We start from the raw sequence: 21,813 nt of genomic DNA, 5'->3' as shown, positions 1-21,813 counted from the left end.
TCGACGTCATCGTATCGTGACAAGATCGGTCGCATCCGATGCGAACATAGCCGTATCGGGTTACAAGGGGGGCGGGCGCGACTTTCGCGTTCGTGGGGGGAACACGGGGTCTGAGTGGAGCTACGCGACTACATCCGCATTCTGCAGAAGAGCTGGGTCCTGATCGTCATGCTGACGCTCGTGGGCGTCGGCGCGGCGGCGACCTTCTCGCTCTTGCAGACACCGAAGTTCAGCTCGTCGGCCAAGGTGTTCGTCTCAACCTCGGGCGGCACGAGCGCAACCGATTTGCAGCAGGGCAACAGCTTCACGCAGCAGCGGGTGAAGACCTACGCCGACCTCGCGACCACGCCGATCGTGCTGCTGCCCGTGATCTCGAAGCTCGAGATCGATAGAACCAGTGAGCAGCTCACCGCCCAGGTCACGGCCACGGCGCCGCTCGACACCACGCTCATCGACATCACCGTCGTCGATGAAGACCCGGCGCTCGCCGCAGAGATCGCGACGGCCGTGTCCGAAAGCCTCACCGAGGTGGTCCAGTCGATCGAGACGACCCAGGCCACGGATGAATCCGCCGCGAGTTCCCCAGTGCGACTCACGCTCGTGCAGCACGCCGCGGTGCCGCAGCGGCCGGTGAGCCCGAATGTGCCGCTCAACGTCGCGCTCGGCGCGCTCGTGGGGCTCGCTCTCGGTGTCGGCATCTCCGTGCTCCGCGAGACGCTCGACACGCGCATCCGCAACGAGCGTGATGTCGAGGCGGTCACCGACGCACCGATCATCGGCGGTATCGTGTTCGACCCGAAGGCGAAAGAGCGCCCGCTCATCGTGCACGCCGACCCGCACTCGCCGCGCGCGGAGTCGTTCCGCACGCTGCGCACGAACCTGCAGTTCCTCGACGCCGGGCGCGAGAACCGTGCCTTCGTGGTGACCTCCTCCGTCGAGGCCGAGGGCAAGTCGACGACGGCGTCGAACCTCGCCATCGCGCTCGCCGATGCCGGCGGGCGGGTGCTCCTCGTCGACTCCGACCTTCGACGACCGAAGCTCGCGGAGTACCTCGGCATCGAGGGCGCAGTGGGGCTCAGCGACCTGCTCATCGGTCGCGCTGAACTGCAAGACGTCGTGCAGCACTGGGGCCGCAACAACCTCTACGTGCTGCCCGCGGGCCGGGTCCCGCCGAACCCGAGTGAATTGCTCGGCTCGAAGGCGATGGCGACGACGATCGCCGAGCTCGGCCGGGCGTTCGACGTCGTGCTGTTCGATGCTCCGCCGTTGCTTCCGGTGACGGATGCCGCGGTGCTCGCGCAGGCCGTCGGCGGCACGATCGTCGTCGTCTCCGCGGGTCGGGCGCACAAGGGCCAACTGAAGGGTGCGCTCGCCGCTCTTGCCAACGTCGACGCGCCGGTTTCAGGTGTGGTGCTCACGATGATGCCGACCAAGGGCCCCGATGCGTACGGCTACGGCAGGTATGGGTACGGATACGGTTACGGCTACGGCTACACCTCCGCGCCGACAGGGGCGACGGCATGAGTCTGTCGATCCTCGTCGTGTGCACGGGAAACGTGTGCCGTTCGCCGCTCGCAGAGCAACTGCTCGCGGCGCGGTTGGCGACCGCGGGGATCGACGCCTCGGTGAGCAGCGGCGGCACCGCTGCGCTCGTGGGGCAAGGAATGCCCCAGGAGGCATCCGCCCTGTCGCTGCGCTATGGCGGCGTTCCCGACCGACACATCGCGAGACAGCTCACCGAGTCGCTCATCGACGACGCCGACCTGGTGCTCACGGCCGCGAGGGAACACCGTGCCGCCGTCGCGTCGCTCGTGCCGAGGTCGGCACGGCGCGCATACACGCTCGCGGAGTTCGCGCGCATCGCCGCCTTTCTCGACAGCAATCCCGAGGGTGCAGCGAGCCTCGCGTCAGTGGCCTCGCCGGTCGACGTCATCGGCGCGATCTCGATGAACCGTGGCTTCGCTGCACCACCGGCCGAGCCGGCCGACGACGACATCGTTGACCCTTATGGCCGCCCGGCCGAGATCTACGAGGCATCGGCCCGCGTCATCGACGCCGCGGTCACCGCTGTCGTTCGGGCACTGTCCACCGCGTCGAGGCTCGGCAGTCGTGGCGCGGCGTAGGCAAGGCGTGCGCGAGGAGCGCACGGGCTGGTTGGTCATCGCTGCAGTCGGTGCGTTCGTGCTCGGCGACATCGCGCTCGTGGTGTTCGCGATCTCGTCGACCGGATCGGCCGGCGCCAGTGAGGGACGACGAGAGGTACTGCCGAGCTTGCCCACGGCGAGCATCACGGCGACGCCGACACCCACCGCCCCAGCGGTCGATCCCGATGTCTCGGTCGCGCCGCTCACCGCGGTGCTCGCCGCAGTCGATGCCGCCACCGCGTACCGGTCCGTCACCGGCGGCTGCCCCCAGACTCCGGCCGCTCTCGAGGTCACGACCGACGCCGGTGCGACTTGGACGCAGGTGGGCGCTGATGAGGCCAGAACGGTGCAATCGATCGCTCCCGCCGCCGACATCGTCTCAATGGTCGCCGCCGACCCCGTGAGTTGTGCACCCGTTCTGCTTCGCAGTTTCGTGCAGGGCGCCGATTGGCAGGCCACCGGTGATATCGGCACGGTGTGGCATCTCGACGCCGGTCAGGTCATCGCTCCGGGCGGCGCTTCGTCCACTCCCTGCGCAACGCCGGTGCAGCTCGCTGCGCGCTCGTCGACCGAGGCGGCCGTGCTCTGCGACGGAGCGACGGTGGCGGCGACGACGGATGCCGGTACAACATGGTCGAACTCGGCGCCCGTGTCGGGCGCGGCATCCGTCACACCGGCAGCCGACGGCTACCTGCTAGCTGTGACCGGAGGCGAGGGTTGCGAGGGCGCTCGCGTCATGCCACTCTCGGCCGCTCTCGAGCCCGGCACCCCCGGCACGTGCGTGCCCACCGTGGCCGCCGACGGAGCGACGGTGCTCGCAACCGCCGCTGACGGCACCGCGTGGCTCTGGTCGGGCGACACCGTCGCTCGCTCTTCGGACGGAGGGACGACATGGTGACACTCAGCGCCGATCGCGATCGTCAGGTGCCCGAACGGCACGTGACATCCACGTGGTCGACGCGGTATGCGAATCGTGTGACGCTCACCGATGTCGCGGTGCTGGTCTGGGTCGTGTTCGGCACGCAGATCGTGTGGCTCGGACTCGACAGCTCTGTGTACGGCGTCAGCGGACCCAGCGACCGGATCACGATCAGCTACACGTCGGTCTCCATCGCGATCATCGCGGCGTGGGTGCTCGCCCTCGAGCTCTTCGACACTCGCTCGGTGCGGGTGCTCGGGGTCGGTTCGCAGGAGTATCGCGCCATCGCCGATGCCACGATCCGCCTGTTCGGCATCGTGGCGATCGTCGCGTTCCTCTTCAAGCTCGACCTCGCACGCGGATACTTCCTCATCGCGTTCCCGCTCGGGCTCGCGACGCTGGTGTTCTCACGGTGGATGTGGCGCCAATGGCTCGTCGTCAAGCGGCGCAACGGCCAATACTCCTCGCACGTGCTGCTCGTTGGCTCGTCTGAATCGGCGGCGACGATCGCCCGCGAGCTCGCCCGAGCGCCGGAGGCGGGCTATCACGTCGTCGGCGCATGCGTGCCCTCCGAAGTGATCGGCGGCACGCTCCCCGGGCTCGACATACCGACTTCGCGGGGGGTGGATCGCTCGCTCGAGGTCATGCGCGCGCTCGGCGCCGACACGATCATCGTCACGAGTGCCGACGAACTCGATCCGCAGCGAGTGCGCGAGCTCAGCTGGGGCCTCGTGCCCGGCGACGAGCACCTCGTGGTGGCGCCGAGCCTGATCGACATCGGCGGCCCGCGCATTCACACTCGCCCGGTGGCGGGCCTGCCGTTGATCCACGTCGAGACGCCGAAGCTCGGCGGCCGCAAGTCCTTCGCCAAGCGCGCCTTCGACGTCGTCGCGTCGGGCGGACTCATCCTGGTGCTCTCACCGCTGCTCGCCATCATCGCCATCGCGGTGAAGTTCGCGTCGCCGGGGCCCGCGCTGTTCAAGCAGTCACGCGTCGGCCTGAACGGCGAGCGGTTCGACATGCTCAAGTTCCGCTCGATGGTCATCGACGCAGAGGCTCTCCTCGACGCCCTCGCGACCACACAACGCGACGTCGGCAACACCGTGATGTTCAAGATGAAGGACGACCCGCGGGTAACGCCGATCGGGCGCATCCTGCGTCGCTACAGCCTCGATGAGCTCCCGCAGCTCTTCAACGTGTTCGGCGGCCAGATGTCGCTCGTCGGTCCGCGGCCGCCGCTCTTCCGCGAGATCGAGCACTATGCGACGCACGTGCACCGGCGTTTCCTCGTGAAGCCCGGCATCACGGGCCTCTGGCAGGTGAGCGGCCGGTCGAACCTGTCGTGGGAAGACACGGTTCGACTCGATCTCTACTACGTCGAGAACTGGTCGATCACAGGTGACGTCGTGATCCTGTGGCGCACGGCGAAAGCCGTCTTCGGCAGTGAGGGGGCGTACTAGGCGGGGGGCCTATTTGACGAAGTCTCGGGTGAATCGACTTCCAGGGGGGAACTATGTCGAAAACCATCGAAGGTCCGAGTGGACCGGAGCGAATCAAGAGTGTCGCGATCATCGGCACACGCGGATATCCAAGCTACTACGGCGGCTTCGAGACGGCGGTGCGTCGTCTGGCGCCGTACCTTGTCGAACGCGGCTGGCGAGTAGTGGTGTACGGCCGGCCCGGCACCACGAAGGATCACGACGGGGGGCGTCATCCGGAGGTCGACACGGTGGTAACGCCGGGCCTTGAGACCAAAGCCTTGAGCACGCTCTCGTTCGGGCTGACAGCGTCGCTCCATGCTGCGAGTTGGAAGCCCGACGTTGCGCTTGTCATGAATCACGCAAACGGCTACTGGCTTCCGATTTTGCGCGCACGGGGGATCCCGTCGTTGGTCAACGTGGATGGCCTCGAGTGGGAGCGAGAGAAGTGGGGCCCCGTCGCGAAGGGCGTGTTCCGGACCGGTGCGCGCTTTACGGCCAGGTGGGGAACGCGACTCGTGTATGACGCGCAAGCGATCGCAGACCGCTGGGAGCAGGACTTCGAGCGATTCGGCGATGTCATTCCCTATGGCGGTGATCCGTCCTCTCCTCTACCTGTGCCCGAAGGTCTCGAGAGCGGCCAGTACGTGCTCGTCGTGGCACGCTTCGTGCCAGAAAACACGATCTCGGAGTTCTTGGAGGCAGCCGAGGGACTTGCAAAGCGGTGGCCCGTCGTGATCGTCGGCTCCTCAGGCTATGGAGGAGAGATCGAGGAACGGGTCGAAGAGCTCGCTCGCACCAACGAACGCGTGAGTTGGCTTGGCCATGTCAACGATGATCGTCGTCTGTTCGCTCTGTGGCAGCACGCCGGCGTCTACTTCCACGGGCACAGTGTCGGGGGAACGAACCCAGCCTTGGTGCAAGCGATGGCGCTTGGGGCGCCGATCGTGGCGCGGGACACCGTCTTCAATCGTGAGGTGCTGGCAACGGCGGGTGAGTTCGCGCTCCCGCGGTCGGAGGCCATTGAAGCTGCCATTTGGCGACTCATGGAAGATCAGCCTCGTCGTCGCGAGCTCTCGGCAGCGGCAAAGTCGCGCGCCACGGAGGACTACTCGTGGGAATCGGTATGTGATGCGTACGAGCGGTCACTCACGCGACTTGCTGAGCGTTCAACGCAACGAGTTCTGGTCGATGAGCACGCCCAACACTCGATGGAACAAATGACGGCCGAACGTAGCGGAGCGCTCTCGTGAATAGATTCAGGCGGTTTCACCGTGGCTAAGATCTATCTCTGCCATCCTGGCGCAGAACTCTACGGAAGCGATCGGATGGCAGCAGAGACGGCGCTTGCGCTTCGAGCTGCTGGTCACGACGTGCGAATAGCCCTGCCGAACGCTGGCGCCCTTGCCGACTTGCTTGCCGGCGAGGGATTCACGGTGGATATCCTCGACGTGCCGGTGCTCCGTAAGGAGTTCCTCCGCCCACGACGCATGCTCGGTCTTGCTATGAGGTCCTTGGCAGCATTCGGCCCGATCCGTCGCGCGATCCGCAATTTCGGCGCCGAGATGGTTTGGGTCAACACATTGACCCAGCCCATGTGGTTACTCTCATCGAGAATCCTGGGTATCAAGGTGGTGTGCCACGTTCGTGAGGTGGAGAACGATCGCGGCCGGTTGATTCGGGCTGGCTTGGTGCTTCCCCTCCAGGCAGCCAACGTCGTCGTGTGCAACAGCGTCGCGACTCAACGATTCGTGGAACGTTCGTCTCCTTTCCCGGTCTCTCGAAAAACGAGAGTGGTCTACAACGGCAAGAATTGGGATGGCTATTTCCGCTCCGAGCCGCGTCCACTCTCAACGCGGGCGCACGTACTCCTCGTCGGACGCCTCAATCCGCGCAAGGGTCAGGATGTCGCGATCAGGGCACTGGCAATGGCGCGAGAGTCGGGTATCGACCTGCAACTCACCATGGTCGGTGACATCTTCCCCGGGTACGAGTGGTATTTCGAGGAGCTCGTTGCGCTCGCCAAGTCGCTCGACATCGAAAAGGAGTGTTCCTTCGTGGGCTTCACCGACGACGTGAGTGGCTGGCTTGAGAGGGCGGACATCATCGTGGTGCCTTCTCGGTTTGAGCCGTTCGGGACCGTTGCAGCGGAAGGGATGGCAGCGATGCGGCCGACAATCGTGTCTGCGACCGAGGGTTTAGTGGAAATAGTCCGTGACAATCAGACCGGACTGACAGTCCCGCCTGACGATCCCGGACGTCTTTCAGAGGCGCTTCGATCGTTGGTGTCGCGACCCGATCTTGCGGAGGACCTGGCCCGAGCCGGCTTTCACGACGTGCGGTCCCGGTTCTCTCAGACTGCGTATTCCGGCAATGTGGTTTCCATGGCGGACGCTCTTGTGGGCGCGCCGATGGCAGACGCATTTGTAGGCGCGCCGTGATCGCCATCGGCGCTGCGAATGTCCTCAGCCTTACGGACCCCTATTCTTCGAACCATGGCGGGACGATTCGGACGCGAGGTTTGGTGGACGCTCTGCAATCGCTCGGTGTCACGACGTCGGTGCTCACACCCGGTGCGGCGATCGGAGAACAATTCCTCGGGACTGGAAGCGAGCCCTCGATGAAAGCCCGGCTCAGATCCAAAGTCGGGGCGCTGAAGCGAGAATTCCTTCCGATGCCGACCGGATTCGGTGCACGCGATTCGGCACTGAAGCGCACAGTTCGAGGTTCAGACGCGGATCTGTTGGTCATCAGCGTTCTTTCCCAAGCGCCCTACTCCCGATTCACCGAGGCGCCACTCTGGCTTGATTACATGGACGTGTGGAGTGCCTTCTCTGCCCGTGAAGCGCGAAGCCGGGCAGGCCTTGCCCGACTTACGGCGGCGGCTCAGGCGAGAGCACTGGCGCGCGTTGAAGCCCGATACTCGGGGTCGGCGAAGATCGTGACGGCGGTCGGGTGGGCCGACGCCGAACTGTTGCAGAGCCGTGGAATCAATGCAGTGTGGCTGCCGGTCTGGCTCCCGGACGATTCGTTCGCCGCGGTCGCGCCGGATAGATCCGAGAAAGTCGCTGGCCTCATCGGAAACTTCGAGTACTGGCCGAATGTGGACGCCTATGAGGCGTTGGTGCAGAACTGGGCTGTCCCGCTTCGAGATCGCGGTTGGTCCATCGTCGTGGCGGGTCGCCAATCGAGAGAACGGCTCCGACGTATCGAGGGCATTGAGATCATTGGCGAAGTCCCGAACGTCGACGCCTTCTACGAGCGGATCTCGCTCTCACTTGCACCGATCAGACTTGGCGGCGGGATCAAGGTCAAAGTGATCGAGTCGCTCGCGAAGGGGATACCGGTTCTCGGAACACGTTTTGCGTTCGAGGGATTCCCCCCTTCGCTGATGGATTCCGTGATTCAGGTTGAGCTTGATCGCCCCGATTTCGAGGCAATGGGGAGTGTTGATTCGCTCGCGCCCGGGTCGGCACAGCTGGACCCGTTCAGGCGGAAGTCAGCCATTGCCACGATTACGGAACTGGTAAACGGGAGTCTTCATGGCTAGCCCACAATCCGGTAGCCGAGTCTTACACCGGATCGCTCACCAACTTTTGCGCGGCACAGGCCGCGACTATGCAATCGCACCAGAGCTTCAGCCCGCAGACCTTCTCGGCGAGATTTTCACTCGTGGAACCCAAGGTGTTCGTGGCTTGTTGCGGTTTCGGCAGCCCGTCTTCATTGGTCGCCACGTCAGAATGCGGTCACGGCGACGCATTACTCTCGGGCACGGCGCTTCGATTGGTGAATCGTCGACCCTCGATGCGCGCGGCGCACGCGGCATCAACCTCGGCCCGGGAAGCAGGCTGGGTCGTTTCGGGATCATCACTACAACCAGCCACCTTTCGCTGTTCGGTCAAGGCGTCACGATTGGTCGGAATTCTGGCGTCGGCGACTTCTTCCACCTCGGCGCCTCAGGGGGCATCACGATCGGCGATGACGTGATCATTGGACCGTACTTCCTTGTCCATTCCCAAGGCCACAATTTCGAAGACGCGACCATTCCGATTCGCAAGCAGGGCACCTCGCAAGCTGAAGTGGTGATAGCTGACGACTGCTGGATCGGATCACGCGTCACCCTGCTTGCTGGGACTGAGCTGGGACCCCGCACAGTCGTAGCTTCAGGAGCGGTCGTGCGTGGGAAGCACCTCGGTAACGAGATTCTCGCGGGCGTTCCAGCCCGCCAGATCAAACAGATCTAGGAGAGAAGTGCAGAAACGAGTGCTCGTGATGTGGGCCGAGGAAGCATCGCCCAACTTCGGGGTCCGTGTGCTCGCGCGGGGCCTGATCGATGGGCTGCCGCGCGACTGGGAGTTGCGATTCGCAAGCCATCGATCGCCTCTCGAGTCGGGTGCGCTCTCCCTCAAGCGCCTTCTCCTCGCGGCCCTGATTCCCTGGCACCCCACCCGCCGGGAACTCGCAAGCTACGACCTGATCCTCGACGTCGGCGAAGGCGATAGTTTCGCCTCGATCTACGGCCTCAAGCGATTTGGAAAGATGATTGCGTCAAAGATGGCGGCCGGCCTCTCCCGCTCGACGCTCGTGTTGTGCCCGCAAACGCTCGGGCCATGGGACGCGGGTATCGCCACGTGGGCCGCGAGATTGGCGACCCGGCGAGCGGTACAAGTGTGGGCGAGGGACTCACAGAGCACCGCCCGTGCCCGAAAGGCCGGCATCCAGGGGCTTCAGCAGGCAACCGATCTTGTCTTCGCTGTGAATGAGCCGCCGCCGCTTGAGGATGAAGGCAAGAGCGGGACAACGTACGACCTTCTGCTCAACGTGAGCGGACTCCTATGGAACCCGAACTCGCACGTGGATCACCTCATATACCGCAGCATCATTCGAGACGTGATCACCGACGCGAGCGAACGAGGTCTTGTCACAGGTCTTCTCGTACACGTCTCGGCGAAGGGAAGCGCCGACGATGATCGAGCGATCGCTTCCTTGCTTGCGGATGAAATCCACGCTCTTGATGTCATTGCTCCCGACCACCTTGACGAGCTCCGAGGTGTCGTTTCACGCGCAGGCCTCCTCGTGGGTAGCCGCATGCATGCTTGCCTGAATGCCATCAGCCTCGGCGTTCCCGCGATAGCGCTGGCATACTCTGACAAATTCAGGCCGCTGTTCGAAGATCTCGGGTATGACGGAGTCATCGACCTTCGAGCCGTGGAGTCGCATTTCCGACTCGATCTCGACGGCGCGATCGGCTCGGAGGCGCTTCGCAGCAGCGCTCAGGCTGCCAGGGACGAAGGGCGCCGACGCGTCGATCGATTCCTCACGAAGGTTGGTGAAGCGTGAGTCCGGCGCGCAACCTCTCAGAGCCGCGAGCGGTTGAAGCGGCTGGCCTCTGCATCGGATGTGGCGTCTGTGCGATCGCATTTCCCGAGCGCGTTTCGATGAAGAAGGATGAGACGGGGTTCTTGAGCCCGTCTCAACTGGCTGCGCTCTCCTCGGCAGAGAGCGAGTTGTTCGTCAAGTTCTGCCCTGGCACCGGGTATCGCCAATCGCAGCCCGAGCCGGGCTCGCGTGCGGTACTGGATCCGATGTGGGGTCCCATCGTCGCAACCCGTGACGGTTGGGCTCTCGATGAGTCGATCCGGCATCACGGGAGTAGCGGTGGCACGTTGACCGCGCTCGCCGCTTTCCTTCTCGCTGCGGGAAAGGTGGACGCGGTGGTCGGCGTGACAGGGAGTTCGAGTGACGCCTTTGGCAACGACTCCGTTGTCATTCGTGACTCCGCAGACGTCGGACTACTGAGCGGCTCGCGGTACTCGCCTGCTGATCCCTTCACAAGCATTCGCGACGTCGCGACGACCGACCGGGTAGCGGTCATCGGCAAGCCTTGTGACATCGCAGCACTGCGTTCGCTTCGTGACGCGGACGCATCGAAGCTTCCCAAGATCGAATACTTCCTGAGCTTCTTCTGCGCCGGAACTCCCGGTTGGCGAGGGACGGAGTCGGTGATCGATGAGCTGAAGGTGCCGCGCGTGGAGATTCGAACGATCCGATACCGGGGCGACGGATGGCCCGGCTACTTCACAGCGACGGCCAACAACGGCGCCACGGCTCGGATGACCTACGAAGACTCGTGGGGCAAGACGCTGAATCGACATTTGCATACTCGCTGCAAGGTGTGCCAGGACGGCATGGGCGTGCATGCGGACATTGTGGCTGCGGACAGCTGGGATTCTGACGAACGCGGTTACCCGGTATTCGACGACGGCGAGGGCCGGAGCTTCCTCATCTCCCGAACCTCCCGCGGGGAGAAATTGCTACGCGAGGCTGACGGTCGAGCGATATCAACACTTGCGACTCAACTCGGAAGACTGCGCGCTATCCAGCCGTCCCAAGAGAAGCGCAAGAAGTTCGCGGCATATCGCGCAATCGGATTCGCGCTCGGAGGGCGTTCGATGCCTCGATTTCGTGGGTTCTCGCGATTTCGCTGGATCGCCACGGCACCTCGGGAAGCACTTGCTCAGGCACTGGGTTCATTCCGCAGAGCACGCGCAGACCGGCACTCGGAGAAGCTCCGGTGAGCCGCGCGGGTGGGGCTGTCCACCTGATGGGGAATCTCGCTCCGCTCCTGTCGGGGCTCATCACAGCGCCACTGACTGCTCGCGCGCTGGGAGCAGTGGGTCGAGGCGAGATCACGCTTCTCATAACGGTCTCGACCATCCTCATCACTGTCGGCACATTCGGGCTGGGCTGGTTGGTTCGAGACGCCGTGGCACATGACCCATTTTCGGTGGACTACTGGCGCCGAAAGGCGCGCCTGCTTGCGGTAGGGCTGCTGCCGGTGGCCATCGTGATCGCGCTGATCATGGCGAACTGGCTTCGCCTTACGCAGTGGGAAACCATCGTGACCTGTGTGTTCTATGGCATTGGCGCATTCGCAGGGACGCGAAGCGTTGAGGGTAGTGCGCTCGTCTCACTTGGCAAGACCACGGCTCTCGGGTTTGCGAACGTGTCCTACGCGACCCTCGTGGTGGGCATGACGGTCGGTCTATTCTTCATGGGCGCTCTCGACGTCGCGAACCTGATCATCGCAAACGCCCTCGGGGTCTCCGTCCAGATGTTCGTCCTCTGGGTCGTTATGCGCCGCACACGACGCGGTAGTCTCACTGCGCTCGCTCAACGAACGATTGAACTTCGACGAGACCCGGCGCATTCCACGCGTCAAGTTCTCAAACGAGCGGGTGTCGCATGGCGGACACAGCTCGTCGATGCGGCGAGCCTCCGCGCAGACACCCTGCTTCTCGGTGGATCTGCGACGAGACAGGTCGTTGGTCTCTATTCAGTTGTCGCACTCTTGCCACAGATGGCGTTCGCCGTGTATTTGACCCTGGTCCAGCGATCGTTCGCGAGGAGCCCTGGCCTGGCACCCGAGGTCCGGCTGCGTGTGCTGATGCAGGGCTGCATGATCACCGGCATCGTTGGATGCATGATCGGTATCCCGCTCGCATACGTAGGTATTCCTTGGCTCTTCGGGCCCGACTTCACGGCAGCAAGACAGTATCTGCTCCCCGGCGGACTCATGATGCTCGGGCTCGCGGCTCTGACTCCCGTCATGGTGGATCTGTCTCGTCGCCCGAAGTCAGCAGTCATGTTGTTGCTCGTGTTCATTCCCGCACTCGTTGTGGGCGTGCTCGGGTTTCTCATGAATCCATTTCTCGGAATCACGCTTCTCGGCCTCGGCTACATCGTCGCTGGCATCGCATACTCGACATCCAAGCTTGGACTGAAGCTGTTCGCGATCGACTTTCCGCTGATCTTCATCGTCTTCACGGGACGGAGAGGGCAATGGGGAGCAGGAGAGGTACCGGCATGAGTGACGCACCGCAGATGAACCAATCGATGCGTGGTCGAATCGTGAGTTCGATTTACGGCAGGGTCCCGCTGTCGGGCGCGTTGCTCCGCATGGCAGTGGCTGCAGAGGGCGGGCAACTCACATCGTTGACCCTTCGTCGCGTCTTGGAAGAGCACTACGGGGTGCGCGCTGGTGCGTACAGCTACGGATCGTTGCTCACGCCAGGCTATGCCGACCGGGGCACCGAGATTGGGCGGTACGTGTCTATCGGGCCGGGGGTACGACGATTTGGGGCAGCACATCCAATGGAACGAGCCAGCATGCATCCGTACTGGTACAACCCGCGCATTGGTTTCGCTGACGAACATGACGACGTTGAACGAACCGAGATCTGGATCGGCCATGACACTTGGATCGGAGCGAACTCCGTGATCCTTCCGAAGGTGCGGCGAATTGGCATAGGTGCCGTGATCGGCGCGGGCTCGATCGTGACGAGAGATGTCGACGACTTCGCAATCATGGTCGGCAATCCTGCACGGGAAGTCGGCAAGAGGCTATCGGCGGAACAACGACAGCGAGTCCTCAACGGTCGGCCGTGGGAGCTCGAGCCATTGGCTTCCATCCGTGAGTTGCGCAAGATCGACGCGTTGCGGGAGTTGCGAGGCGTGCCTCGCGCAACCGATGAGGAAACCTAGATGGAGTCGATAGCACTCATAGTCATTGGCTTGATCGCCGTTATTACGCTCATCGCGATGAAGCTCGCTGCGCAGGTCGGCACTCATGCGCTCGTATTGATGTGCTTTGCCGCGGGATTCCTCAAGGCGGCACTACCGATTCGATTTTTCATCTTGGTGGTCATCTGCCTGATTGTCATGCAGCTTCTGTGGCAGACCCGGCCCTCCGAGGTTGGGGTCGCTCGGAACCGGGCATTCGCGGTCGCGGGAATCCTATTTGTGCTCCTTGTGCTTGTGTTCTTCCTCGGTACCGATGTGCTCTCGCCAGAGTTTGCAGATCCTATCTTTCGGTACTTCATTCTCTTTCCGTGCGCCTTTCTGCTTGGTGTGACGGTTTCCCGCAATGAGGGCCACGTTCGCTTCTTCGCGCGTACATACGTCGGATGGGCGACGGTGTTCGCTGCTCTCGCCTTTGTCGAGAGCCTGAGCGGAGGACTCTTATTCGGCAGGTCTGATCTGACTCGTGAGCTGATTCGCTTCGACCGGCAGAGAGCGATATTGCTGAGCGAACATCCTCTTGTTCTCTCCGTCCTTTTCCTGGTCGCCATTCCGCTCGCGTGGCGCTACGTGGGACCACTTGGAGCACGGTTGGTGATTCTCGCGGTCGTGGTCGCTGGAATCATCGGGACCGGCAGCCGCGGAGCGTTGGCACTTGTGGTCGTGTGGGCGGCGATTGCGCTGCTTATGCGATCGACGCGGCGTTCTCGATTGCCTCAGGTAGTCGCCGTTTCGGTGCTGGTTGGAGGGCTGGCCTACCTTGCATATGCGACGCCTTCCTCCGCAAGCCTCGACAGCACGGAATCGGATGCCGCAAGCGTGGAGTACCGATTCCAGCTCTACAACGTGTTGGTGGACTCGCTCGCCCAAGCCCCATTCGGATGGGGAATCACCGGGCTGCCAGACGGCGTCTATTTGGTCGCAAGCGCGTTCGGAATCAAGGACTTGGCGCTGACCGTCGACTCAGAGATAGCGATGGCCGTTTTCGACTTCGGACTACTCGGACTCCTCATCTTCGTGAGCATGCTGTTCTATGTTGTTCGGCCTACGGTTCTGACGCTCCCCGAAGGCCAAGCAGCAATTCTGGTGCTCCTGTCGGGTCTTTACTTGGCGCTTCACGCCTGGACTGGGTTGCCGGTCATCCTCATGGTTCTGCTCGGACTGTGTACGCGAGCGAATCAGTTGCGACGAACGGCCTTGCAACTTGACGATGCCTTCCTATCGGCGCGAGTCCCGGGAGGGAGCCCCCATGCCAACCGGTAGACGCGCAGTGCACGCTGTGATTGTCAACTACAACTCGGCCGACGATCTGAAGAGTTGCGTGCGCAGCCTGCTGCTCGAAGAGATTGCGACGGTGACCATCGTCGACAATGATTCCGCGGCCGGTGAGCGAGACATGCTGGAGTCGATTCGCCAGATGGATGAGCGTGTTGCCGTCCATTTCGAAGCTGTGAACAGGGGGTTTGGCCATGGGGTGAACACCTGTGTGCGGCTCATCAGCGCCGCTGCCGATGAAGACCTTGTTTGGATCGTCAACCCCGATATCGTGGTGCACCCGGGGTCGCTCTCGGTGCTCGTTTCGGCCCTGGACCACTTCGACGTGGTGAGTCCAGTCATCCTCACCGGCAATCCAGCGGACGAGTGGGTTTGGTATGGCGGCGGCGAGACTGATGTCGAGCGTGGCGTGACAACGACCTGGTCGGCGGCCGACCTTGGTGACGACCCGGTAGCGGTGTCGTTCGTCACCGGTGCTGCGCCGATGATGGAGCTGGCCACTTGGAAGAATGTCGGGGGCTTCCGCGAAGACTTATTCCTCTACTGGGAAGATGCCGAGCTCGGGTTACGCATGTTGGATCGGGGCATGGTCCTAGCCGTGGTGCCGAGTGCAACCGTGTGGCACCGAGTCGGTGGCTCCGGTGAGAGGAGCGGCAAGTCGCCCGCTTATTACTTCTACATGCAGCGAAATCGGTTGTTCGTGTGTGGTGCTCGGAGTTCAAGACTCGGTGTGCTGGTGGGGCGCGGTGCACGCTATACGGGCCGCCTCCTAGTTGCGGCTCTGCGGGAACCCAATGGGCGAGCTAAGAAGGTTTGGGCAAACGTTCGTGGTATGGCTGCCGGGATGCTCGGCTCATACACCTGAGCGGGAGCCTTTGCCATAAGCCCGCTGCATCTCTTGGAGTGCTCGAAACGCACGGGATCAGAGATCTGCGGGATTAGGCCAGTGCCTTCGGGCGAACTACAGCCTTAGGCGAGACCGCCACAAAATCAGCGGGGACATCATCGAGCACTAGCGCGCCTGCACCAATCAGGGCGCGGTCCCCGATGGTGACGCCGCCGATGACCTGCGCGTTCGGACCGAACTGCACCCTGTCGCCGATAACGGGGCAGGGGCCTGCCGCCTTACGAATACCCAGTGTGACGCCCTGCTTGAGCACGCACCGGTTGCCAATCACGGTGTCACCGTGCACGACGAGGCCGAAGCCGTGTTGGATCTGCAGTGGGGATCCGACCTTAGTCCGGGACGGCAATTCAATCCCTGCGGCTGCGCTGATCATCTTGTACACGGCGAGCACAGGGAGAGCGAGCGGCCCGAACTTGCGAGCAGCATTCGCAACCCGAAACGCGACCATGAAAAGCCTGATCCGAAGCTCGTGATTCGCAACCCAATCCGCACGGATCTTCGCCCACAGACTCATTTATCCCCCGGTGACCTCGATATCGGCAATATCGACCTCGAACGACTTGTCTCGATGTCGGCATTCGCCACTACGGCACTGTCTTCGCTTGAACGACTGAGAATAGGCCGGAAGCGGCCAGCACTTCCGAGTGCTCAGTCAGTGCGTGCTTGAGAACTTCTGGACGTGAGCGGTAATACTCGAGATGTGCGCTCAACAGCTCGTGTTCCGGCACCGTCTCGTAATTGACGACCCACTCGCTGGTCGCGCTATCGGGGGCACCGAGTGCGCGGCGCACATGGTTGCTAACGGGAACAACCGTGTACGAGAGGAGTTCTCGCTGGACATCGCTTGGTCGGACGTCGACACCCAGCGCAGCGTGCACGGCCTCGATTGCCGTCGCAAGGATCGCGTTCGACGGGTGGTTCACAGTCCAAAACGCCCGTTCTGCGGCGACCTCAATGGAGCCGCTCACGTGCACGTCGAGGCTTTCCTCGCGTTTGCGAAGTTCGGTGAGCGACGCGGTAGCCGTCTCTCGTATCCAGTCGTGGGCTCCGCCGAATTCCTGCATCCAAGCTGCCGCGTCGACGGCGTCCATTCCGTGCCCAGCGGCCGAAATGAATCGCAGATCGTGGTAACCCTCGGTGCGCGGTGCGGGAGTTCCAAGGTCGCCGGTGGCGTGCACGTACACCAAGTAAGGATGGAGACCTTTGTAGTACATGACCGGGTACGTCAATGTGCGCGCCGATCGCGGCAGGAACGAGCGCAGCTGACTCGTACCGATTGGCATTGAGCGATAGTTGTCCCTGATGTTCTGAGTGATGAACACCGAGGTTCGCGCGAGAATGCGACGAAGGGCCGGCAGGTCAGACCTAACCAACTCGTGCGCTCCGGGCAGCCAGACGACATTGAATTCATCCGTGAAGGCGGGCGACGAGCGAAGCATCGAGCTCATGGCCGCCGCCTGGCAGTTTCCATAGACGGTCACGAGGGGTTTTCGCGAGGGTGCGACGGCAGATCGGTAGGTCTTGGCGGTTGCATAAGCTCGCCGCGCGACTCTCTTGACACTCATCCGTGGCTGCCTTCCCCCGCGACCGTGGCTGTTAGCGGATTATAGGCACGGGTGCCCCGGGCGGGATAGCCCTCAGGTGCTGGCGCCGCCATGCCGCAATCGGTTCGGTGGTGCTCATCCACCGTCCGAACAGCTGCCCCTGCCCCCGAAAGGGCCGGTTAGTTATGAAATCGGCTGGTGTTGATCGCGTTGATCGGGGGCCGGAACTCGCCTTGGATCCGAGATCTCGCGGACAAGTTGCACGGTGCGTGGATGTTTACAGAGCGACGGTTGATGCGGGCCCCACGCGTGCGGTGAGATCTCGGCACCGTAGGGTGTCTCGGGTGACCATCGACATGCCGCCTTCTCGCCACCGTCGCCGTGCACGCCACCGTCGCCGCCGGCTCTGGTGGATCATCGGCGGCCTCGCGCTCGTGCTCATCGCAGCCGTCGCCTGGATCGGGGTGCGCGGACTGCTCGCCAAGCAAGAGCTCGAGGCGGCGCTTCCCCTCGCAAAGACAGTGCAGAAGCAGGTGGTCGCTGGCGAGTCGGATGCGGCCGCGGCTACCGCAGCACAGCTCGTGCAACACGCTGAAGCGGCGGCGGCGCTCACGAGCGATCCGATGTGGCGTGCCGTCGAGGTGATCCCCTGGGTCGGCCCGAACCTCGAGAGCACGCGCATCATGGCCGCATCCGTCCAGCTCGTGGCAAAGGGCGCGGTGGAGCCGCTTGCGGATGCCGCGGGCGCAATCGACCTCGCATCGTTCAAGCCCGCGGGCGGGCAGGTCGACCTGCAGCCGTTGCTCGACGCCCAAGGGCCACTGGGTGAGGCATCCGTCTCCCTCAGCCATGCGCAGTCGATGATGCAGGACGAGTCCGTGGCATCCGCCGACGTCATCGGCCCGCTCGCCGACGCACGCGACGAGCTGACCGATGTGCTGGTCGAGGCGAGCGCGACAGTGGGCGCTCTCGACCGGGCGGTTCGCCTTGTTCCGACCATGCTGGGTGTCAACGGGCCCCGCGACACGCTGCTGCTCTTCCAGAACAACGCCGAGCTGCGCTCGACCGGCGGCATCTCAGGTGCGCTCGCACTCGTGCACACCGACCAAGGGGCGTTCGAACTCACGAAGCAAGCGAACTCGCAGGACTTCCCCAAGTTCGATCCGCCGGTCGCCGAGCTTCCGTTGGAGACGCGGGCCCTGTATGGCGACAACACGGCGTCGTACATCCAAGACGTGAACTTCACGCCGCAGTTCCCGCTCGCCGCATCGCTCGCCCGGGAGATGTGGAAGCAGAAGTTCGGCGACGAGGTCGACAGCGTCGTCGCGCTCGACCCCGTCGTGCTCAGCCACTTGCTCGTGGCGACAGGGCCGATCACCCTACCCACCGGCGACACGCTCACGAGCGAGAACGCCGTGCAGATGCTGCTCCGCGACGTCTACGAGCGTTATCAGAATCCGGCCGACCAGGACGCCTTCTTCGCCGCAGCCGCTGCGAGCGTCGTTGTCGGCATTTCGGGGGACAAGGTCGACGCCCGGAAGCTGATCGACGCGTTCATCGAATCGGGTGAGGAGCACCGGATTCTCATCTGGAATGCGGATGCCGCCGAGCAGGCCGTGCTCGATGGCACCTCCCTTGCCGGCGGACTCCCGGTGAGCACCGACGAGCACCAGTCGTTCGGCGTCTACCTGAACGACACCACGGGCGCGAAGATGGGCCCGTACCTCGACGTGAAGATCCAGGCCGGCGCCGTCACCTGCCGCGCCGACGGCCTCCAGAATTACGTCGTCTCGGTCACGCTCGAGAACACGGCGCCGCCGGATGCCGCGACGTCACTTCCGCGGTATGTCAGGGGAGTCGGCCAATTCGGCACTCCTCCCGGCGTGATCGCGACCGCGCTCCTCGTGTACGGCACCCCGGGCAGCTACAACCTCGGAGTCTTGCGCGATGGCACCGCTGCGGAGTACCACCCGACCTCCGACTCCGGGTACACCCTCAGCAAGATCGACTCCCTACTCGCGCCGGGAGAGCGTGCGACGTACGAGTTCGGATTCCTCGCCGGAGAACCGGGAGATCGCGCCGTGGAGGTGCGATCGACGCCATTAGTTTACGCAGCCGAAATATCGAGTCTTCCGATTTCCTGTGAGTCTGCTCTAAGGTAAGGGGTACGCCGAGGTGTGAACCCCGGCGTTCGTGCGCCGGGGGACGCGCTATAGCACCGCAATAACTAGGGGGAAACTTATGACTCGCAAGATTGTCGCTGCGGCGCTACTCGCGCTTGCAGCAGTCTTCGCAATACCAGCGGTCGCAAACGCGGCGGGCTACACCGGTGATGGGCCGGGCACCGTCGTCGTAGAAGCGGGTGAGGCGGTCGTGCTGACCTTCTCCGACCTTCCGCCGAGCACCCCGTCAACGGCCACGGCCGACGACGCGGTCACGCTGAGCGTGCTGAAGGCGGAGACGGCTTCCAAGCCCACCAACGCCTCAGGCGTCGTCAGCTACACCGCCATGGCGACCGAGCCAGGCACCTACACCATCACCGTCACGGCGGGCCAGGCGGTCGCCACCGCCACGCTCACCGTCGCTCCCGGCGACGCCGCAACCGGCACGGGGGGCCTCCCGAGCACCGGGTACGACTTCCCGGTCGTGCTGCTCTGGGGCGGCGTCGGAGCAGTCATCCTCGGCGGCGCACTCGTCGCCGTCCTCACGACCGTACGGCGAAGCCGCGCTTCGGCGTAGCCACGGCATCTCCCGCGAGGCGCGACTGCGCTGAATTCAGGTGCAGCCCGATTCGCACACGAAGTCGATCGAAGGCCCGGACGCACAGTGATCCGGGCCTTCGGTCTGTCTTCTCCCGGTTGCCGAGGAATCGAGAGTGCGAGGATTGCTCCATGACGAGCGTGCGGCCCGTTGCGACGGCGAGGGCACCATTGCCACGCCGCATCGACGGTGTCGATGCGGCCCGCGGCCTCGCGCTCATCGGCATGTTCATCGCGCATGTCGCGCCGGCCGTCGAGGCGATCACCGCCGCGGAGTTCATCGCGCTCGCGGATGAGCGGCCCCGGCTGCTCTTCGCCCTCACGGCGGGCATCGGCCTCGGTTTCATGTCGGGCGGCACGCGACCCATCACCGAAGGGCGTGGCGAACTGCGCCGGCAGATCGCCGTGCGCGCCGTCATCCTGATCGCGCTCGGCATGCTGATCTGGTCGACGTTGAACCCGCTCGTGTTCATCATCCTCGACGTCTACGGCGTCGCCTTCCTCGTGATGCTGCCGCTCGTCTTCCTCCCGCGGCGCGTCACGCTCGGCGTGGGCATCGCCCTGCTCGCCGTGACCCCGGCGCTCGCCTCGATCGGCGCACGCAGCGAGTTCGTGAACGCGGTGCGCCAGACTCCGCTGAAGTTCCTCGCCGACTGGGCGGTCGGCGGCGCCTACCCCGTGATCGTGTGGGTCTCCGTCATGCTCGTCGGCCTCGCGCTTGCCCGCCACGACCTCACGTCGGCTCGAGTGATCGGCGTCACGGCGCTCGTCGGCACCGCAGCGGCATCCGTGTTCCTGCCGATCTCGACACTGCTGCCCGCGCCCGAGATCGTCGCCGAGATGGCATGGTCGGTGCCGCTGCGCGCCTCGCTCGAGACGCTCGGCAACGTCGGCGTCGGGGCGCTCATCGTCGCCGCGATGCTCACGCTGACCGCCCTCGCCAGGCCGGCCGTGCGCCGGGTGGCCGCCACGCTGCTGTCGCCGATCACCGCGATGGGGTCGATGCCCCTCAGCATCTACACGATCCACCTCGTCATCATCGGGCTGGCCGTGCGTGAGGAAGACGGCATCATCACCGACGACTCGTGGCCGCTCCTCATCGGGCTCATCGTCGGTTCGATGCTCTTCGCGTGGCTCTGGCGCCGCTACCTCGGACGCGGTCCGCTCGAGCGACTGCTGCGCTGGGCGAGCGGCCGGAGCCGTGCCATGGGAGCGAGCCCCGAGGGCCGAGCGAGCCGAGCAAGCAGCTCTGACGCCCCGCCCGCCGCCGACCAGCCCGCCAGCCTCCCAAGACTGAATGGAGACCAGTGACCCCTCGACTCATCGCCTTCGATCTCGACGACACCCTTGCGCCGTCGAAATCACCGCTCGAACCCGCCATGGTCGACGCCCTCACCAGATTGCTCGACGTCGCCGACGTATGCATCATCTCGGGTGGCCACTTCGGGCAGTTCAGTGCCCAAGTGCTCGATCGGCTCGGCGACGCGGCATCCGTGCGCTTCGAGCGCCTGCACCTCATGCCGACGTGCGGCACCCAGTATCTGCGATACGTGGGCGGCGAGTGGCGCGAGCAGTACGCCGAGACGCTGACCGACGACGAGAAGACCCGCGCGCTCACCTCGGTCGAGGGCCACGCACGGGCACTCGGGTACTGGGAGACGCAGACCTGGGGCCCGATCCTCGAAGACCGGGGATCGCAAGTCACGTTCTCGGCTCTCGGCCAGACCGCGCCCGTCGACGCGAAGGCCGCATGGGACCCAAGTGGCGAGAAGAAGTCGACGCTGCGTGCTGCCGTCGCGATCGACCTGCCCGACCTCGAGGTGCGCTCGGGCGGATCGACGTCGATCGACATCACGAGACGCGGCGTCGACAAGGCCTACGGCATGCGAAAGCTCGCCGAAGCGACCGCAGTGCCGCTCTCCGACATGCTCTTCATCGGCGACCGGCTCGACCCGGCCGGCAACGACTACCCGGTGAAGTTGCTCGGCGTCGCGTGCATCGCGGTCGACGGGTGGGAGGCCACCGTCGACGTCATCGACGAGCTCGTCGAAGCCAGGGCGGCGTAGCTCGCCGCCCCAATTCGGGGGCCACAGGGCCTTGTGATGGGCCGATCCAACGAGAGCAGTCCGTCGCCGAGGTTAGGGTGAGGAGAGTATGAACCGCCGCCGCAGACCACGTCCATCGCGCTTCCGCACCGCACGCTTCTG

General features: G+C 64.1%; 20 protein-coding genes. 18 read left to right on the top strand and 2 right to left on the bottom strand.

Going from position 1 to position 21,813, the window contains the following annotated elements:
- Positions 1-114: 114 nt before the first annotated feature.
- The 14 genes from J7E25_RS07810 to J7E25_RS07745 all read left to right on the top strand — a co-directional run bounded on the left by J7E25_RS07810 (position 115) and on the right by J7E25_RS07745 (position 15,261).
- Positions 115-1,524 (top strand): polysaccharide biosynthesis tyrosine autokinase, encoded by a 1,410-nt coding sequence (locus J7E25_RS07810; RefSeq protein WP_214869503.1) that lies wholly within the window; start codon positions 115-117, stop codon positions 1,522-1,524.
- Positions 1,521-2,123, top strand: coding sequence for a low molecular weight phosphatase family protein (locus J7E25_RS07805; protein WP_214869501.1), 603 nt, complete (start codon positions 1,521-1,523; stop codon positions 2,121-2,123). The genes J7E25_RS07810 and J7E25_RS07805 overlap by 4 nt, the downstream gene beginning before the upstream one ends.
- The gene (locus J7E25_RS07800) at positions 2,110-3,042 is read left to right on the top strand and encodes a hypothetical protein (RefSeq protein ID WP_214869499.1); all 933 of its coding nucleotides are present in this window, start codon (positions 2,110-2,112) and stop codon (positions 3,040-3,042) included. The genes J7E25_RS07805 and J7E25_RS07800 overlap by 14 nt, the downstream gene beginning before the upstream one ends.
- Positions 3,036-4,523: a sugar transferase gene (locus J7E25_RS07795; protein WP_214869497.1), complete on the top strand. Its 1,488-nt coding sequence runs from the start codon at positions 3,036-3,038 to the stop codon at positions 4,521-4,523. Before J7E25_RS07800 ends, J7E25_RS07795 begins: the two co-directional genes overlap by 7 nt.
- A 53-nt stretch (positions 4,524-4,576) precedes the next feature.
- On the top strand, positions 4,577-5,794 hold the full coding sequence (locus J7E25_RS07790; RefSeq protein WP_214869495.1) for a glycosyltransferase: 1,218 nt from the start codon (positions 4,577-4,579) through the stop codon (positions 5,792-5,794).
- A 75-nt stretch (positions 5,795-5,869) separates the two neighbouring features.
- On the top strand, positions 5,870-6,982 hold the full coding sequence (locus tag J7E25_RS07785; protein ID WP_214869493.1) for a glycosyltransferase family 4 protein: 1,113 nt from the start codon (positions 5,870-5,872) through the stop codon (positions 6,980-6,982).
- A complete protein-coding gene (locus J7E25_RS07780; RefSeq protein ID WP_214869491.1) occupies positions 6,979-8,091 on the top strand; it encodes a glycosyltransferase family 4 protein in 1,113 nt (370 codons plus the stop codon). Before J7E25_RS07785 ends, J7E25_RS07780 begins: the two co-directional genes overlap by 4 nt.
- Positions 8,084-8,785: an acyltransferase gene (locus tag J7E25_RS07775; RefSeq protein WP_214869489.1), complete on the top strand. Its 702-nt coding sequence runs from the start codon at positions 8,084-8,086 to the stop codon at positions 8,783-8,785. The genes J7E25_RS07780 and J7E25_RS07775 overlap by 8 nt, the downstream gene beginning before the upstream one ends.
- A 7-nt stretch (positions 8,786-8,792) precedes the next feature.
- Positions 8,793-9,881, top strand: a complete 1,089-nt coding sequence (locus J7E25_RS07770) for a polysaccharide pyruvyl transferase family protein (protein WP_214869487.1) — start codon at positions 8,793-8,795, stop codon at positions 9,879-9,881.
- A gap of 98 nt (positions 9,882-9,979) precedes the next feature.
- A complete protein-coding gene (locus J7E25_RS07765; RefSeq protein WP_214869485.1) occupies positions 9,980-11,119 on the top strand; it encodes a Coenzyme F420 hydrogenase/dehydrogenase, beta subunit C-terminal domain in 1,140 nt (379 codons plus the stop codon).
- The gene (locus tag J7E25_RS07760; RefSeq protein ID WP_214869483.1) at positions 11,116-12,411 is read left to right on the top strand and encodes a lipopolysaccharide biosynthesis protein; all 1,296 of its coding nucleotides are present in this window, start codon (positions 11,116-11,118) and stop codon (positions 12,409-12,411) included. The genes J7E25_RS07765 and J7E25_RS07760 overlap by 4 nt, the downstream gene beginning before the upstream one ends.
- The gene (locus J7E25_RS07755) at positions 12,408-13,085 is read left to right on the top strand and encodes a CatB-related O-acetyltransferase (protein WP_214869481.1); all 678 of its coding nucleotides are present in this window, start codon (positions 12,408-12,410) and stop codon (positions 13,083-13,085) included. The genes J7E25_RS07760 and J7E25_RS07755 overlap by 4 nt, the downstream gene beginning before the upstream one ends.
- Positions 13,086-14,384, top strand: a complete 1,299-nt coding sequence (locus J7E25_RS07750) for an O-antigen ligase (RefSeq protein ID WP_214869479.1) — start codon at positions 13,086-13,088, stop codon at positions 14,382-14,384.
- 16 nt (positions 14,385-14,400) lie between these two features.
- Positions 14,401-15,261 carry a glycosyltransferase family 2 protein gene (locus J7E25_RS07745; RefSeq protein ID WP_214869477.1) on the top strand — a complete coding sequence of 287 codons (861 nt, stop codon included), beginning with the start codon at positions 14,401-14,403 and terminating at the stop codon, positions 15,259-15,261.
- Between the two features lie 73 nt (positions 15,262-15,334).
- Here J7E25_RS07745 and J7E25_RS07740 read toward each other — a convergent pair whose 3' ends face one another.
- Both J7E25_RS07740 and J7E25_RS07735 read right to left on the bottom strand, forming a co-directional pair.
- Positions 15,335-15,817: a serine acetyltransferase gene (locus J7E25_RS07740; protein ID WP_214869474.1), complete on the bottom strand. Its 483-nt coding sequence runs from the start codon at positions 15,815-15,817 to the stop codon at positions 15,335-15,337.
- Positions 15,818-15,887: 70 nt separating this feature from the next.
- The gene (locus J7E25_RS07735; protein ID WP_214869472.1) at positions 15,888-16,784 is read right to left on the bottom strand and encodes a WcbI family polysaccharide biosynthesis putative acetyltransferase; all 897 of its coding nucleotides are present in this window, start codon (positions 16,782-16,784) and stop codon (positions 15,888-15,890) included.
- 407 nt (positions 16,785-17,191) lie between these two features.
- Between J7E25_RS07735 and J7E25_RS18315 the strand changes: the two genes are divergently transcribed.
- The 4 genes from J7E25_RS18315 (at position 17,192) to J7E25_RS07715 (ending at position 21,672) form a co-directional block, all read left to right on the top strand.
- Positions 17,192-19,009: a DUF4012 domain-containing protein gene (locus tag J7E25_RS18315; protein ID WP_214869471.1), complete on the top strand. Its 1,818-nt coding sequence runs from the start codon at positions 17,192-17,194 to the stop codon at positions 19,007-19,009.
- Positions 19,010-19,088: 79 nt separating this feature from the next.
- Positions 19,089-19,586, top strand: coding sequence for a hypothetical protein (locus J7E25_RS07725; RefSeq protein ID WP_214869470.1), 498 nt, complete (start codon positions 19,089-19,091; stop codon positions 19,584-19,586).
- A gap of 152 nt (positions 19,587-19,738) precedes the next feature.
- The gene (locus J7E25_RS07720; protein WP_214869469.1) at positions 19,739-20,917 is read left to right on the top strand and encodes a heparan-alpha-glucosaminide N-acetyltransferase domain-containing protein; all 1,179 of its coding nucleotides are present in this window, start codon (positions 19,739-19,741) and stop codon (positions 20,915-20,917) included.
- A complete protein-coding gene (locus J7E25_RS07715; protein ID WP_214869468.1) occupies positions 20,914-21,672 on the top strand; it encodes an HAD-IIB family hydrolase in 759 nt (252 codons plus the stop codon). The genes J7E25_RS07720 and J7E25_RS07715 overlap by 4 nt, the downstream gene beginning before the upstream one ends.
- The last annotated feature ends 141 nt before the right edge of the window (positions 21,673-21,813 follow it).

It is taken from the genome of Agromyces sp. ISL-38, assembly GCF_018613935.1.
Taxonomy (GTDB): Bacteria; Actinomycetota; Actinomycetes; order Actinomycetales; family Microbacteriaceae; genus Agromyces.
This window is presented reverse-complemented; position numbering and strand designations above follow the sequence as displayed.